The 13,068-nt window shown below is 64.3% G+C and carries 12 protein-coding genes; 4 read left to right on the top strand and 8 right to left on the bottom strand.

Going from position 1 to position 13,068, the window contains the following annotated elements:
• Window positions 1–5: 5 nt before the first annotated feature.
• The 3 genes from DTX69_RS15215 to DTX69_RS30160 all read right to left on the bottom strand — a co-directional run bounded on the left by DTX69_RS15215 (window position 6) and on the right by DTX69_RS30160 (window position 2,920).
• Window positions 6–962 carry a UDP-glucuronic acid decarboxylase family protein gene (locus DTX69_RS15215; protein ID WP_119302408.1) on the bottom strand — a complete coding sequence of 319 codons (957 nt, stop codon included), beginning with the start codon at window positions 960–962 and terminating at the stop codon, window positions 6–8.
• Between the two features lie 395 nt (window positions 963–1,357).
• Complete coding sequence (locus DTX69_RS15210) at window positions 1,358–2,167, bottom strand: gamma-glutamyl-gamma-aminobutyrate hydrolase family protein (RefSeq protein WP_119302407.1); 810 nt, start codon at window positions 2,165–2,167, stop codon at window positions 1,358–1,360.
• Window positions 2,168–2,239: 72 nt separating this feature from the next.
• Complete coding sequence (locus tag DTX69_RS30160; RefSeq protein WP_162917205.1) at window positions 2,240–2,920, bottom strand: LolA family protein; 681 nt, start codon at window positions 2,918–2,920, stop codon at window positions 2,240–2,242.
• Between the two features lie 217 nt (window positions 2,921–3,137).
• Here DTX69_RS30160 and DTX69_RS15200 point away from each other — a divergent pair, with 217 nt between their 5' ends.
• Window positions 3,138–3,404 carry a hypothetical protein gene (locus tag DTX69_RS15200; RefSeq protein WP_119302631.1) on the top strand — a complete coding sequence of 89 codons (267 nt, stop codon included), beginning with the start codon at window positions 3,138–3,140 and terminating at the stop codon, window positions 3,402–3,404.
• The gene (locus tag DTX69_RS15195; protein WP_119302405.1) at window positions 3,401–3,820 is read left to right on the top strand and encodes a hypothetical protein; all 420 of its coding nucleotides are present in this window, start codon (window positions 3,401–3,403) and stop codon (window positions 3,818–3,820) included. Before DTX69_RS15200 ends, DTX69_RS15195 begins: the two co-directional genes overlap by 4 nt.
• An 88-nt stretch (window positions 3,821–3,908) precedes the next feature.
• Here the strand turns inward: DTX69_RS15195 and DTX69_RS15190 are convergent, their stop codons facing one another.
• From DTX69_RS15190 to DTX69_RS15180, 3 genes are all read right to left on the bottom strand, one after another.
• A complete protein-coding gene (locus tag DTX69_RS15190; protein WP_119302404.1) occupies window positions 3,909–4,862 on the bottom strand; it encodes a sulfotransferase domain-containing protein in 954 nt (317 codons plus the stop codon).
• A gap of 142 nt (window positions 4,863–5,004) precedes the next feature.
• A complete protein-coding gene (locus DTX69_RS15185) occupies window positions 5,005–7,509 on the bottom strand; it encodes an FtsK/SpoIIIE family DNA translocase (RefSeq protein WP_119302403.1) in 2,505 nt (834 codons plus the stop codon).
• A gap of 171 nt (window positions 7,510–7,680) precedes the next feature.
• Entirely contained in the window at window positions 7,681–8,940 is a 1,260-nt protein-coding gene (locus tag DTX69_RS15180) for an aminotransferase class I/II-fold pyridoxal phosphate-dependent enzyme (RefSeq protein WP_119302402.1), read from the bottom strand.
• 299 nt (window positions 8,941–9,239) lie between these two features.
• Between DTX69_RS15180 and DTX69_RS15175 the strand changes: the two genes are divergently transcribed.
• The gene (locus DTX69_RS15175; protein ID WP_162917204.1) at window positions 9,240–10,139 is read left to right on the top strand and encodes a hypothetical protein; all 900 of its coding nucleotides are present in this window, start codon (window positions 9,240–9,242) and stop codon (window positions 10,137–10,139) included.
• 16 nt (window positions 10,140–10,155) lie between these two features.
• On the opposite strand, the gene DTX69_RS15170 is transcribed toward DTX69_RS15175, so the two are convergent.
• Both DTX69_RS15170 and DTX69_RS15165 read right to left on the bottom strand, forming a co-directional pair.
• Window positions 10,156–11,292, bottom strand: coding sequence for an iron-containing alcohol dehydrogenase (locus DTX69_RS15170; RefSeq protein ID WP_119302400.1), 1,137 nt, complete (start codon window positions 11,290–11,292; stop codon window positions 10,156–10,158).
• A gap of 164 nt (window positions 11,293–11,456) precedes the next feature.
• Window positions 11,457–12,230 carry an ABC transporter ATP-binding protein gene (locus DTX69_RS15165; protein WP_119302399.1) on the bottom strand — a complete coding sequence of 258 codons (774 nt, stop codon included), beginning with the start codon at window positions 12,228–12,230 and terminating at the stop codon, window positions 11,457–11,459.
• A 278-nt stretch (window positions 12,231–12,508) separates the two neighbouring features.
• Between DTX69_RS15165 and DTX69_RS15160 the strand changes: the two genes are divergently transcribed.
• A complete protein-coding gene (locus DTX69_RS15160; protein ID WP_119302398.1) occupies window positions 12,509–13,060 on the top strand; it encodes a hypothetical protein in 552 nt (183 codons plus the stop codon).
• The last annotated feature ends 8 nt before the right edge of the window (window positions 13,061–13,068 follow it).

Below are 13,068 nucleotides of genomic sequence, written 5' to 3'. Positions count from 1 at the left end.
CGACCCTACTCGCCAGCAAGCTGGCTTTGAAAATACGCGATGGTCTTCTTCAGCCCCTCGGCGCGGGGGACCGTGGGCTGCCAGCCCAGGACACTGGTCGCCAGCGAAATGTCCGGCCGCCGGCGCACCGGGTCGTTCTGGGGCAACGGGTGGAACGACAGCGTCGAGCGCGAGCCGGTCAGCGCGATGATCTCCTCGGCCACCTCTTTCACCGTGACCTCCGCCGGGTTGCCGAGGTTGATCGGGCCCGTCACCTCATCGGGGCTGTTCATCAGGCGGATCAGCCCGTCGATGAGATCCTCGACATAGCAAAAAGACCGGGTCTGGCTGCCGTCGCCGTAGATGGTGATCGGCTCGCCGCGCAGCGCCTGCACCGCGAAGTTCGAGATCACGCGCCCGTCGTTGTGCAGCATGCGCGGGCCGTAGGTATTAAAGATGCGCGCCACCTTGATGCGCGTGCCATGCTGCCGGTAGTAGTCGAAGAAGAGGGTCTCGGCGCACCGCTTGGCCTCGTCGTAGCAGGCGCGCGGACCGGTCGGGTTCACGTGGCCCCAATAATCCTCGCGCTGCGGATGGACCTGGGGATCGCCATAGACCTCGCTGGTCGAGGCCTGCAGGATCCTGGCGCCGCAGCGCTTGGCGAGCCCCAGCATGTTGATGGTGCCATGGACGCAGGTCTTCGTCGTCTGCACCGGGTCATACTGGTAGTGAACGGGCGAGGCCGGGCACGCCAAGTTGTAGATCTGGTCCACCTCCACATAGAGGGAGAAGGTGATGTCGTGGCGCAGGACCTCGAAGTTCTCGTGCGGCGTCAGATGGAAGATGTTCTGTCTGCGGCCGGTATAGAAATTGTCGACGCAGATCACGTCGTGGCCATCCTGCACCAGCCGCTCGCACAGGAAGCTTCCCAGAAATCCAGCGCCTCCGGTGACGAGCACCCTCGGCCGATCGCGCAGAGCCATAGGCGTTTCGCAGCCCCCAATTATTCAACGGCCGGCAAATCGGTATCCGGCTGGGCAAGTCTGGACCGTATAGCCAAGACCATGGGCGGTGGGAAGAAATCTTGTTCGGGAAAATGCCCCAAAAAGCGAACGCCCGGCCAGGGGAGGACCGGGCGTTCTTTCTCCGTTGTCGGAGCCCAGGGGCGGTGGGGGAGACCGCTTCCTGGGAAAACCGCAGCCATTGCGGCTACGGCTATCTGCTCTAGTAAACTATGTGGCAATGCTTTCCAAAGTTTCAACAGCGCTTTCCAAGAATCTGCTCACAAAATCGCGAAGCCTTGAAATGTAAGCGAAAACGGCCTGCTGCCGCTGTTTCTTTAGTCGTACATCCTTTTTCCCGCCGTCCTGTGAATTGCCTACGCCGCTGCGCCGGCCTTCCTGGCTGCTGATTTCGCGCCACCGCCCAGGCGCTGCTGACGCCGTGCGCGAGCAGCCGCGCCGAACGCTTTGAAAAGGGCCATGGAATCGGCGTTCTCGGTCACCCGGAATTCCGGATGCCACTGCGCGCCCAGGCAGAAGCCGGCATAATCCTGGAGGCTCACCGCCTCGATAACCCCGTCTTCGGCGCGGCCTTCCACCTGGATCCGCGGTGCCGGCTTTGCGATGCCCTGCCAGTGCAGCGAGTTCACCTCCGTCTCGTTCTTGCCGAGGATGCGCGCGAACTGGCCACCGGCCGCGAAGGTGACCTTGTGGCGCGGCCCATACATCTGCTCGTACGGCACGTCCTGCGGCGCACGGTGGTCCATGCGCCCGTCAGCGATGTGGACCTGGGTGTCCAGCGTGCCGCCCAGCGCCACGTTCAGCTCCTGGAAGCCGCGGCAGATGCAGAAGATCGGCACCTCCCGCGCGATCGCCGCGCGGATCAGCGGCAGTGTGACCGCATCGCGCCCGGGATCCTGGGGGCTGTCGGGCCGGTCCGGCTCGCCCTCGTAGTGATGTACCGCGACATTGGACGGGCTGCCGGTGAACAGCACGCCATCCACCTGGCCCAGCAGCGCCGCCGGGTCCAGCACCGGCCCCAGGGCCGGGAAGGACAGCGGATAGGCCTCCGCGCCCTGGATCACCGCGGTCAGGTATTTCTCGCCGACGGTGTGGAAATTCTGCCCGTCGATCTGCTTCACGCACATCGGGACAGCCACGATCGGCGCGTCGTTCGCAAGCTTCATCAGACGTCAGGTATCAGGTATCAGGTATCTGACAAAGCGGAATCTGATCTGACATCTGATTCCTGATCCCTGTCATCTGTTCCTCGGCCGCTTGCGTGGGGTGGCGAACAGGGCTGCACTGAGGGGGATGCCGAACTCGGTGTTATAGAGGCCGACGCGCACCTCGCTGCCGGCGGAATCGGTAATCGACCATTGCCGCAGCTCCAGCGGCTTGTCGCCAAACTCCAGCAGGACTGAGCCGGCTTCCGGTTCGTCCGACTGCACCATGCCGATCAGGATAGCGTTGGCAGCCTTCTTGAACGACGTGACGGTCACGTCGCCGCCCAGCCGCACGTTGTCGCGCAGCAGGAACCACATGGGCGAGAGTCTCAGCGGCACCTGCTCAATGTGGTTGAGCTCCGCGTCGTAGTAGGAGAGCAGGGTGCCGTCCGCGATCAGCAGGATTTCCGACGGCGGATCATATTCGACGCGCAGCCGCCCCGGCCGGCGCAAATAGATGCGCCCGAATGCCAGGCCCTCGCCCTGGGTGAATTGCTGGAAGCTCGCCTTCATCGAGCTGATGCCGTTGAGGTAATCCTCGACGCGCGTAAGGTCCGCCTTATCGGACTCGCTCAGCTGCGCCGCCTGAATGCCTTGCGCCAGGGCCATGGATGGCAGGAGGCTGCCGACCGCGGCGGCGCCAACGAGGCCAGCGCTCGCGCGCAACAGGCCGCGGCGATCCATGTGATAGTGCTGTCGCTTCGAGGTCTTCATGCGCTCCCTTCTGCGCTTTGGGGCTCTGGGTCCAGTCTCGTAACCAATGGCAAGAGATATAGTTTGTTGCGCGACCCATTGCCACGACCGGCCCATCACGATCGCGCAAGCGCGCTCTAGTCCATTAAATCTCTGAAATCGTGTCCTTTTGATGGGTGCGAGCGCGATCTCCGGAGAGCCATTGACGGCGACGTGGTACATTAGTACAAACATACCAATGGCCAAGAACGAGCCCACTGTCGCGGTCGAGCGGGTGCAGACCGGCATCCGGCTGGAAAGGCGCCTGCTGAAGGTGCTGAAGGCGCTCGCGGAATATTGCGACATGACCCTGGGCGACCTGGTCGAGGGCATCGTGCTGCATTCCTTCGAAGGCAAGGCGCCGTTCGAAAAGACGACGCTGAAGCACATCGAGGATCTGAAGCGGATCTATGGGCTGACCTTGAGTGCGAACGACAGCCACCGGCTGAAGGAGAAACGCGGATGACGTGCGATGAGCTGATCGAGCGGCTGGAGGACCTGACGTTGCCACCGGCCGCGTTGGATCACCGCGCCCATGTGCGGGCGGGCTTCACGTATCTGCAGCGTCTCGGGTTTGCCGGGGCCTTGAGCGCGATGGCGCAGGCATTGCGCCGCTTCGCCGCCCATCACGGCAAGCAGGGGCTCTATCACGAGACCGTCACCGCCGCCTTTCTCGCACTGATCCACCAGCGCATGGCGGAGGACCTGGTCGAGCAAGGGACTGTCGTCGAGCTGGCGGGTGCAAGAGTGCTCGTGTGGGAGGACTTCGCCGCGCGTCACCCGGAGCTGTTCGCGCCGGACCTTCTGTTGCGCTACTACCCGAAGGAGACGCTGCGCTCCGAGCTGGCGCGCGACTGTTTCGTGCTGCCGAAGGCGAGCTAGCCGACAGGGCGAGAACACCCCGCCAATCAATTGCGCAGCCCTGCTCGGCGCGAATTGAACTCAGAAGGGCGGAGCGGCGGGACTTCCTTCAGTCCGCCGCGAGCCGAGGATCGCCGGCCCTGAGGCGGCCGGCGGCAACCCACTGAGCGCAGGCCGACGACAGCATCGCTGCGGCTTTGATCTCGTAGAGCGAGAGGTCCTCGTCGCGGAAGACGCTCCGCCAGCGCTCGTTCGTGCCCTTGTGGAAGAAGTGGTCCGCGCCCCCGCGGAAGCTCTCTGCGACACGCCCCATCAGCGCGGCGCCGCTCCGGCGCATCGCCTCGAAGCCGGCGGCCTCGACGAGCGAGGGCCAGAGATCCGGGTCGATCGCGATGCCGAGGAAGTCGGCGAGGCGCCACATCTCTCCCGCAAGATCTGCCTTCAGGTCATTGAAGTGGACGAGCAGCACGTTCGGCCGGTGCCGCTCCGCCCACCAGGTCCGCTCGCAGTGGAAAAAGGACATTGTGGGCAGGCCATCCTCGTTGCCTGGCACCGCGCCTTCGGTCAGCCATCGGTGGAAGAACACTTCCGGGTCGGCAGGGACGCGCGGGTAGGGCCGACCGACAGACTCGTCCGCCAGTCCGGCCCGATCGAGATCTTCCAGCATCCGGGGTGTGAAGCCCGAGCCGTGGTTGTGGAAGGACATGCACGCGTCGCGCCCGTCCCGCGCGACATGCACGTACTTCACGTCGTCGTAAATCGGCAGGCCATCGGCAGGCAAATGCGCCTTGAGGAAGCGGCGGTGTTCCTGTGCGTCGAGCCGGCCGAGAACGGCCTCGATCGGCTCGGGGAAGCGGCGATCAATCCACGGCGAGATCTGCATCACCGGCAGTGGTTCCGGGCTTTGAAAGATGAGCAGCCCGACGATCCGCTGCATCCAAGTGGTGCCGCATTTCGGATAGGTCGCAATGACGATGTCGTCTGAACGCGGCCGATACTGTCCCCAGCGACGGCTGTCGAGTATCCAGGTGCGATAGTCGCGCCGCGCAGGCCGGACGAGCATGGGGACTCACCCCGAGAGGATACACAAAGCGAACGGGTTTAGGCCGATCGAGGTCCGGTGAAGGCGCACATTCTACCGCAGCATCGGTGCATAAGCGATCAGCTTCTTACCCGTGGCGGCAGATCGCATACGGCGCCCTGCCCTACCGTGCGCCGCCTTCCGGTGCCAGCACTTCGCGTTTGCCGACGTGGTTGGCTTGGCTCACCACGCCTTCCTTTTCCATGCGCTCGACGATGCGGGCGGCGCGGTTGTAGCCGATCTGCAGGTAGCGCTGGATGAAGCTGGTGGAGCATTTGCGCTCGCGCGCGACCAGCGCAACGGCCTGGTCGTAGAGATCGTCGCCGGAGCCGCTGTTGCTGCCGAATCCCCCGTCCTCGCCGAGCGGGCTGTCCTCGTCGCTCTCGGTCACTTCCTGCAGGTAGGCGGGTTCGCCCTGGGTCTTCAGGAACTTCACGATTGATTCGACTTCGCGGTCGGAGATGAAGGGACCGTGGATGCGCGTGATGCGCCCACCGTTCGCCATGTAGAGCATGTCGCCCTGGCCCAGCAGCTGCTCCGCGCCGGTTTCCCCCAAGATGGTGCGGCTGTCGATCTTGGTCGTCACGTGGAAGGAAACGCGAGTCGGGAAGTTCGCCTTGATGGTGCCGGTGATGACGTCGACCGACGGCCGCTGGGTCGCCATGATGATGTGGATGCCGGCCGCGCGCGCCATCTGCGCCAGGCGCTGGATGGCGGCCTCGATATCCTTGCCGGCCACCAGCATGAGGTCGGCCATCTCGTCGACCACCACGACGATGAACGGCAGGGGCGAGAGATCGAACGGCTCTTCCTCGTAGATCGGCTTGCCGGTCTCGGGATCGAACCCGGTCTGGACGCGCCGCGTCAGCTGCTCGCCGGCGTTGCGCGCCTGCTCGAGGCGCTGGTTGTAGCCCTCGATGTTGCGCACGCCGAGCTTGGACATGGCGCGATAGCGGTTCTCCATCTCGCGCACCACCCATTTCAGCGCGACGATGGCCTTCTTCGGCTCGGTGACGACCGGCGACAGCAGATGCGGGATATCGTCATAGACCGACAGCTCCAGCATCTTGGGATCGATCATGATGAACTTGCACTGGTCGGGCGTCAGCCGATAGAGCAGCGACATGATCATGGTGTTGATCGCGACCGACTTGCCCGAGCCGGTGGTGCCGGCGATCAAGAGATGCGGCATGCGCGCGAGGTCCACCACGATCGGCTGCCCGCCGATATCCTTGCCCAGCACCAGCGCCAGCTTCGCCTGCGACGAATGGTAGGCGTCGTCCTCTAAGAGCTCGCGCAACGCCACGGTCTCGCGCTCACGGTTCGGCAGCTCGATGCCGATGACCGAGCGGCCGGGCACCACCGCGATGCGCACGCTGACGGCACTCATGGAGCGCGCGACGTCGTCGGCGAGGGAGACGACGCGCGAGGTCTTGGTGCCGGGCGCGGGTTCCAATTCGTAGAGCGTCACGACCGGCCCAGGGCGGATGCGCACGATCTGGCCCTTGACCCCGAAATCGTCCAGCACGGTCTCGAGCAGCCGCGCGTTCTTCTCCAGGCTCTCTTCGTTGATGCGTTGCGCGGCGGCGTTGGCGACAGGGCGAGACAGCAGATCGACCGAGGGCAGTTCGAACTCGCCTTCGAAATCGAGCTTGGTCTGCTTCACGCTTTCGCGCTTGGCCGGCTTGGCCTTCGGCTTCTTCTCACGCTGGAACACGGAGACCAGGCCGCCTTTCGGCTCCGGCTGGACGGAAGGCGCGGGCGGCAGATCGATGTCCTGGGCGCGGGCGGCGGCGCCGAGGCTCGGCTCGATCCGCGCGCGCGGCGCGGCGGCGGGCTTCGGAGACCGCTGGAACAGGCGCTTGAAGAAACCCGGGCGTTGCGCGGCGGCTGAGTCTTCGTCTTCGTCGTCCTCATCGGCCTTGCGACGGCCCAACGACAGACGGCCGCGATCCAAGGCCTCGCCGAACTTCTGGCCGGCGGTGGCGACGCGCTTGCCGGCGCGGATATAGCCGCCCAGGGTGATGCCGAGGGTGAAGAACAGAGCGACGGCCGCCGCGAGCGCAAGGATGAGCGTAGGGAGCAGCAGCGGGTGCTCCAGCACTGCCGGCACGCCGAGCGTGTCGAGCAGCGCTCGGAGCCCTTGCTTGCCATCGGCGCCGATCAGCAGCAGGCGGCCAGAGAACCCGCCCATGCCCGCCGTCCACGGCCATTGCCCGCTCGAGGGGATGGCGGCGCAGGCGCCGGCGCTGAGCAAAGCGGCAAGGGGCAGCAGCGTGATCTTGAGCCACCAGCGCTCGAGCCGCCGGTCGCGGATCAGCTTCCAGCCCCAGGCTGCGGGCGCCAACACGAAGATGATCGCGGCTAGCCCTAAGCCCTGCAGCGCGAAGTCGCCGACATGGGCGCCGATCGGCCCCATCAGGTTCAGCGTCGGCCCATCGACCGCGCGGTTGAAGCTGGGGTCGCTCTCGTGCGCGGTGAGCACGCTCAGCAGGTACGCGAGCGCGATCAGAAGGAGCGTGCCGCCCGCGATCTCGGCCAGCCGCCGGCGCACAAACGCGCCCCACCCGCCGCCACTCATCCGCGGCAGCGAAGGCCGTCCATAAATCTGATCGCCGGTCATCGCCATGCAGTCACCGTTGTTCGCACTCGCTCACCGCCTCACCACCTGTCATCCCGGCCAAGCGCAGCGCGAGCCGGGATCCATGGGGCCGGCGCTGGAGCAGTTGACGAATGGACCCCGGCTCAAGGCCGGGGTGACGTGCGAGAGTGGGTCGAGTCCGAGTGTTCATTCAAAACATCATACCATCTTCGCCCGCTCTTGTGCTTTGCGCTGTTGGTCCACCACGCGCTCGAGCACCGGCGCCATGCGTTTCAAAGCGGCAGACATTTCAGCGGGTTCGAGCACGAGTGCGACGCGAATGTAACGCTGGCCGGGATTCATTCCGTTCGCATCGGGTCTTGCCATGTAGCCGCCGGGCAACACCCTGATCGCGGCATGCTGCCACAACGCTTGCGCGGCCGCTTCGCCATCGCCGACGTCGAGCCACAGGAAGAAGCCGCCTTCCGCGCGCACTTCGCCAAAGATGTCTTCCAGTGCATCCTGCGCGGCGTTGAAGTTCTCGATATATTTGGCGCGGTAGCCCTGGACGTGCTCCTCGTCCTGCCACAGCTCGGTCGCGGCGGCGAGGATGGGATACGGCGTCGCGACGCCGCCGAAATTGATCAACTGCGCCTGGCGCTGGATCAGCCGCGCCTCGCCCGCGACGAAACCGGAGCGCATGCCCGCCCCGCTCGAGCGCTTGGAGAGCGAATGGAAGATGATGAGGTTGTCGAGGCTCGCTGGATTCTGGCCGCCCAGATCGCGTGCGGCTTCCAGCGCGCCATGCGGCGGTGTCCCGCGATAGATCTCCGAATAGCATTCATCGCTCGCCAGCACGAAGTTGTGCCGCCGCGCGAGCGCGAGCCAGTCGCAGAGATAGGAGAGCGGCGCGACGGCGCCTTGCGGATTGGACGGTGAGCAGATGTAGGCGAGCGCGGTGCGCTTCAGGATCGCCTCGGGGATCGCGGCGATCTCCGGCAGGAAGCTGTTCTCTCCCGTCGCGTTGAGGAAATAGGGTTCGGCGCCAGCCGCGGCCGCAGCGCCGGCATAGACGTGATAGAACGGGTTCGGCATCAGCACGACCGGCTTCTCCTCGCCCGGGCCGACTTCCGGCACGGCGGAGAGCGCGATGTGGAACAGTGCCTCGCGCGTGCCGGTGACCGGCATCACGTGGCGCGCGGGGTCGACCATGTCGTCGGGCAGGCGGAACCGGCGGGTGAGCCATCCCGCCACCGCTTGGCGGAACGGCTCGGTGCCGGTCGGCAGCGGATACTTGCCCCAGAGCGGCGCCTGCTCGTGGATCAGGCGGGCGACCATGGCGGGCGGGGCGAATTGCGGCTCCCCCACGGACAACGCGAGCGGCGTATTCCCGCCGCCCGCTTGTACGCTTTCCAACAGTTTGTTGAGGCGCGTGAACGGGTGAAACCGCATCAGCGACTCGAGTCGGTCTGTCGTCATTCGCGCCTGTTACCCGCCGAAATCCGAAAATGCCAGCCGCTTCAATGTGCGACTCGGGCGCGACTCGGGGCGGCCCAACCGGCACAAAGCGGAAACATCGAAACCACTTTAAGAACGCTACCGCAAGCCATTGTATTGGCTCACTTTGAATCGCACAACCGCGTTCTCCTCCGGAATCTCGAATCGTTCCGATTCAGTTCCGCGGCGAAAGGGCGCGTTGGGTTTACGTAAAAGGCGGTAAGGCTGCTCTCAATCTGCAAGGGCTCCCTCCACCAAGTTTTAGGGAATCCCATCCCAGGATGGCAGCGCACGAATTTTCACGTCCTCGCCACATGCCTCTCCTCCCCATTCCGGCCTCGTCCAAGAAACTCTGGTGGCTCCTCGCCGCGCTAGTCGCGCTTGGCTCGTTCGCCCTCTGGGAGCTTTCGAAGCGGCCCGATCAAATTCCACCGCGCATTTACGGCAGCGGCTACAGCACCGGCAGCATGACTCCTGTCGATGTTACCATCTACGAATACACCGATCGCGAAAGGTGGATCACGAATGGTCGCAGCATCACATTTCGAGTCCCGCTCGCTTATTTCAACTTCACGACGGCCCTAAGCGGTGGGGCGCAGTCCGAAATATCGATCGATTTCGACTACGATACCGGCGAGCCCTGGACACGAGAGTATTTCGCTAGATTGCGAGATCAAGGAGCAGCGGAAGCTCCAAAAAGTTCGGATGCGCAGACGACTTACCCTTGGCTCAGGAGATTGGGTGCAAAGCTCAGCGTGTTCCGCCACCCATTTGATGAGCGGGAGGCAAACGGCCTACTCGGCGCGAAGCTAGGGAATCCAGACTGGTATTATAAGAACCACGTCTACTTGGATGATGCAATCTGCGACTATGATATGTACAGAAGGCGTCGGCATGGAGCCCAACACCTCACGCCTCCCCGCTATCCATTCGATAGAGCGACGGTATTTGCGCGCGTGCGCGAAGGAAAGAGCTACGACACGATGGTGGAATGTACCGCGCTCTATCATCATGCGTGGTGCCACGCGACGCGGGAATTCGAAGGGTTTCCGCTAACGATCTACTTTGATGGAAGCCGCTTGTGCAAGGTGGATGCGGTATTTGATCGCGCGACCGAAGTGCTCGAAGGATTTGTTATCCAAAGGACATCGCCAGTAGAGGGATGGGGATCGACGGAGTAAGTTGGCCCTTTCGGCATCACATCGCTTCCCGCAGCATCTTCTCATAATCCCCCGCGCTCGCCTCGCGCGGATTGGTCTTGTGCGTGTGGTCGGCGAGGGCGCCTTGGATGATCTTGGGGAAGAGGTCTTCCGTCACGCCCATCGCCTTCAGGCCGCTGGGCAGGGCGAGCTTGGTGTTCATCGTCTTGATGGCTGGGGCGACGTCCTCGGCGCTCTTGAGGCCCATGCATTCAGCGAGGCGTTCGATCTTGCGCTCGCGCTTCACGCTCTCGGCTTTGGCGTTGAAGCGGATCACGGCGGGCAGGAACATCGCGTTCAAGGTGCCGTGGTGGAGCTTGGGGTTCACGCCGCCCAGTGAGTGGCTGAGCGAGTGCACGCAGCCCAATCCTTTCTGGAAGGCGAGCGCGCCTTGCATCGAGGCGCTCATCATGTTGAGACGCGCTTCAGGGTCGGCGCTGCCGTTCTTGGTCGCGCGCTCGATATGCGCCCAGGCGCGGCGCAATCCGTCGAGCGCGATGCCGTCGGCCGGCGGGTTGAAGGCCGGCGACAGGAAGGTCTCGATGCAATGGGCGATCGCGTCCATGCCGGTCGCGGCGGTCAGCAGCGGCGGCAAGCCATAGGTCAGCTCGGGATCGCAGATCGCCACCTTCGGGATCATGTGCGGCGAGATCATGGTGAGCTTGCGCCCGTCTTCCATGATGATGACGGCACCGCGGCCCACTTCGCTGCCGGTGCCCGCCGTGGTGGGAATGGCGATGATCGGCGCCATCGCGGCGGTGATCTTCGGAATGCCGCCTTCGATCACGGCGTAGCCCTTGAGCGGCCCCTCGTGGGTGGCGGCAAGCGCGACACCTTTGGCGAGGTCGATGGAAGAGCCGCCGCCCAAGGCGATCACGCCGTCGCAAGCGTGCGCCTTGTAGAGCTGCGTGGCGTCCAGGACCGAGGCTTCGGTCGGGTTGGATTGCGTGCCGTCATAGACCGGCACGCCTTCCTTCAGGTGCACCATCACGCGGTCAAGCAGGCCGGCCGCGCGCACGCCTTTGTCGGTCACGATCAGCGGCCGCGCGATGTTGAGGCGCGCGCATTCCTGCCCGACGAGGCGCACCGCGCCGGGGTCGAACTGGATGAGGGTGAGATATTGGATCAATGCCATGCCAGCGTGCGCTCGCTCTTGCCACTCTCCAATTTGTCATCCCGGCCGAGCGTTAGCGAGAGCCGGGACCTATGCGCCTGGTCCGCGTCGCTGAGCCATTGTATGGGTCCCAGGGCGCGCTACGCTTGCCCGGGATGACATTATAATGTGCCACTCATGGCGCGCTATCTATGATGCGTCGTGGTGAGGAACTGGCGCAGGCGGTCGGACTTGGGGTTGGCAAACACCTCTTTGGGGTTGCCTTGCTCCTCGATCCGGCCCTGGTGGAGGAAGATGCATTTGTTGGCGACCTCGCGGGCGAAGCCGATCTCGTGAGTCACCACCAGCATGGTGCGCCCCTCTTCGGCGAGCTGGCGCATGACCCGCAGCACCTCGCCAACCAGCTCGGGATCGAGCGCAGAGGTGGGCTCGTCGAACAGCATCACCTTCGGCTCCATCGCCAGCGCGCGGGCGATGGCGGCGCGCTGCTGCTGGCCGCCGGAGAGGTGGCTCGGATAGTGGTTGCGCTTGTCGGCGATGCCGACCTTGGCAAGCAGCTTCTCGGCTCGCTCGACCGCTTCCTTTTTCGGCACCTTCAGCACATGGACCGGCGCCTCGATCACGTTCTCGATTACCGTCATGTGGGACCAGAGGTTGAAGCTCTGGAACACCATGCCAAGGGTGGAGCGGATGCGGTCGACCTGCTTCCAGTCCTCCGGCACCGCATGGCCATCCTTGGTCGGGCGCATGCGGATCAGCTCGCCGCTGACATAGACATGGCCGGAATCCGGCGTCTCCAGGAGGTTGATGCAGCGAAGCAGGGTGCTCTTGCCGGAGCCGGAGGAGCCGATCATGGCGACCACATCACCGACATTGGCGTCGACCGACACGCCTTTCAGCACCTCCAGGTCGCCGAATCGCTTGTGCAGATCCTCGACGACCAGCGCCTTTTCCGCCATTCAGACCCCCTGTTTACGCCTTGCGCTCGTCACTCGTCAGACCGGCGCGGCGGGCTTTTTACCCGCGTTAACGCGAGATTAGGCCCGGCTTACTAGGGATGGCAAGAAGTCAGATGTCAGATACCAGATGCCAGCAATCAGGAGCGAGAGGTTCCAGCAAGCCTCCTGACATCTGACGCCTGATATCTGTCCTCTGGCTTCTGACCTACTTGCGGGCCGGGCGGCAGTTCGGCAAGAGTTGTCACTATATTTGGGGCCTCGCGGAGGGGGCGGATTTCATGAAGGTCTGGATGGCGGCCTTGGCGGCCGCATTGGTGTGCGGCGCACTAATGGCTTCGCCGGCCTCGTCGGCCGAAGAAGACGCGATCGATTGCAGCAGCACGCCGTTCAGCTTCTCAGGCGACGGCTATCTGGTCGACTGCCTGCGCTACGAGGCGCAGCCCCGCAAGGACGGCGCCACCGGCCAGAGCCAATCGGACGTGATCAGCGTCACCTCCGACGAGCGCTCGATGTTCCTCACTCTGGTCAGCATCCGCCTCACCTCCAGCGGCCTCCACATGCGCTACCAGAACCTGCGGGAGAACACGCGCGACTTCTTTTCCGGCGTCGAGGTGAAGGACTGGAACGGCATCGGCAACAAGGCCGGCTATGACACCGCCGAGTTCGTTTCCGATATCAGCGGTACGCCCTCGCACTGCATCGCAATCCAGCGCTACCTTCACCCGGCTTTCGGCGGGTTCAAGCGCCACGTGATCGGTGTGGGCTGCGCAGCCGGCGGCCTGGACCCGGTCTACGCCGCCCTGGCCAAGATGCGGGCGCCGGGGGACTAACCAGCCTA

Origin of the sequence: Dongia deserti (genome assembly GCF_003574735.1) — a bacterium.
Classification (GTDB): Bacteria; Pseudomonadota; Alphaproteobacteria; order Dongiales; family Dongiaceae; genus Dongia_A; species Dongia_A deserti.
Note: the sequence above shows the minus strand (reverse complement) of the source record. Positions and strands in the feature narration are given on the sequence as shown.